Source organism: Bacillus cereus group sp. N12 (assembly GCF_016483575.1).
Taxonomy (GTDB): domain Bacteria; phylum Bacillota; class Bacilli; order Bacillales; family Bacillaceae_G; genus Bacillus_A; species Bacillus_A toyonensis.
In genome coordinates this window covers 1-2641 of record NZ_JAEHBO010000168.1, presented here as the reverse complement: position 1 = coordinate 2641, position 2641 = coordinate 1, and the positions used below count along the sequence as shown (strand labels likewise).

The following is a 2641-nucleotide window of genomic DNA, read 5'->3' as shown; positions in this document are numbered from 1 at the left end:
ATTACTTCTTACTTGAAACTATATAGCCTTATCACGGCTATTACTTCTTACTTGAAACTGCATAGCCTTATCATGGCTATTATAAGCTCTTATTTGAAACTATATAGCTTTATCGGGGCTATAGGCCCTTATTTGAAACTATATAGCTTTATCGGGGCTATAGCCCTTATTTGAAACTATATAGCTTTATCGGGGCTATAGGCCCTTATTTGAAACTGCATAGCCTTATCGCGACTATTACTTCTTACTTGAAACTATATAGCCTTATCACGGCTATTACTTCTTACTTGAAACTGCATAGCCTTATCATGGCCATAGGCTCTTATTTGAAACTACATAGCCTTATCATGGCTATAATCTCTTATTTGAAACTATATAGCTTTATCGGGGCTATAATCTCTTATTTGAAACTATATAGCGTTATCATGGCTATAAGATCTTATTTGAAACTATATAGCGTTATCATGGCTATAATCTCTTATTTGAAACTATATAGCCTTATCGCGGCTATTACTTCTTACTTGAAACTATGTAGCCTTATCACGGCTATTACTTCTTACTTAAAACTATGTAGCCTTATCATGGCTATTACTTCTTACTTATAATAATGAATAGCTATATTGTGGTTATAATTTCGTAATTTATGAAACGTTATAGCTATATGATGGCTACAACTTTAAAAAAATGAAACGAGAATATCCTGAAAATCATTCGACTAAAAAAAATTTCATTCTATGTGATTTACTAATAAACGTTGATATAAAGCCATTTCATTAAATATGAAAGAAAACGCAATAAATTATTATAGCTATATGATGGCTACAACTTTAACTTTAAAACTTCAAACAAATCTATATATACCAAGGGTTACAGCCGCTTTCAATAAAATATAACTTGTTTTAAAAACATGAAACGTTATAGCTATATGACGGCAGGAAACATGAAACGAAATGAAACGTTTATAGCGGTATGATGGCTACAACTTTTCATTTAAAAACAGTTATAACTCCCTATATATCAGTATTTATACGAAATTTATAGAAATTTCTTAGTCAATCCAAAACATGAAACGTTATAGCTATATGATGGCTACAACTTTAAAACGAAATTAGCGTAAAACCCTATAAAATCAATGGTTTAGTAAGATTCACCCCACAACATACTACGTTTCATATTCAAAAAACTTCATAGCCCTATGGTGGTAATAAACTTTTTTTTATGAAACGTCAAATCCCTTGTCCCCCAAGGGATTGAGGCACGTTTCATTTTTTTATTTTTCCTCTTAAAGGGACAGATTTCACCAGCATTCGATTTGATATAATCAAAAATGAAATTCTATATCTAATTGTGGGGAAAACTGCAACTTAACATAAAAGGAGGTGAAAAAGATGGCAAAACCTTTCGTTATAAAGAACAAGCGTAGTTTGAATGGTGAAACAACAACACCGGTAATTGTAACAATTAAATCGTGGCAAAAGTTAGTAGAAGCTTTGGAAGGTAAGTATTACAGTTTTAAAGATACTTATCTAGAAGACATTGTGAATTCAATGTCCTATGAAGAACGAATAGCTGATGAAGAGGGATTTGTTGAACAAGCAAAGCCATCTTTTTCACTGAAAATGAAAAAGATTGTAGATAAAGTAAGTGGATTTGATAAAAATGAGGGCAGAAAACATAAGCTATATGGTATTACAAATGCTGATTTAGAAGTATTTCTATTTCTTCATAAAAAATGTAATACATATGGTGAGCTTTCACATGTATCAATCCATATGCTTTGGGAAGATTATAAAAATTATAAAGAAGCATTTGCACATATTCACCACTCACAATTTTATGTGGCTTTGAAGAAGTTAAGTTTCCATAACATCATTACAATCGAAAATGAGTACAGTGGTAAATATAAAATTACCTTAACTGATTTCATGAATAAAGAAACGAATAAAGCAAACGCATATACATTTATTAGCCCGATAGTATTTACCAAAGAATTCTTTGAGTTATCCATTGCAGCTAAGAAACTATTCATGGATGTAGCAATGCAGCAGAAACGCGAAACTACCCTGAAACGTTCTTTATTCAAAGTTGATGAACAAGGAAACTCAACTCACTTTGGCGGTATGTATCGTTACTTACATAAGAAATACCCACATCAGATTCGTGCTGTGCTTGAGGAACTAGAAACAAAGCTATCTGGTACTGGATCTCCTTTATTTAAAATTTGCAAGTTAGAAAAAGGGAAGAAGAATAAAAAGCAATACACAACATTGCATTTATCTGTACATCCTGATTTCTTATGCGCAAAAGAAGAAGGAGCAGAATACCGTGATCCTTTTACACCAAGAGATACATATAAGCGTAAAGTTAAATTCATTGAAAATCTGTTAGTGGAAATGAATATTGCTGAATTTGCAAAGGATATGAACCAATTCATTAACGTTTTAAAACACTCTTGTCATCGTCAAATTCGCCAAGTAGTTCGTGGCTTACGAGAAATGATTGATCGACAAGAAGGATATCCTAAAAAGCTTGTTTATACACTAAGTAAATTATTAAAGCAATCTTCTCAATATCGTGTATTAGACACAGCTGCTAAAACTGGTATTTATCCTTTAATTACACACAATGTACCTAAACATGA

The 2641-nt window shown here is 31.8% G+C and carries 1 protein-coding gene; it reads left to right on the top strand.

From position 1 onward, the window contains the following. Positions 1-1388 precede the first annotated feature (1388 nt). Positions 1389-2641, top strand: a 1253-nt coding sequence (locus JDS92_RS29880; RefSeq protein ID WP_199633024.1) for a hypothetical protein, incomplete at its 3' end; no start/stop codon positions are given.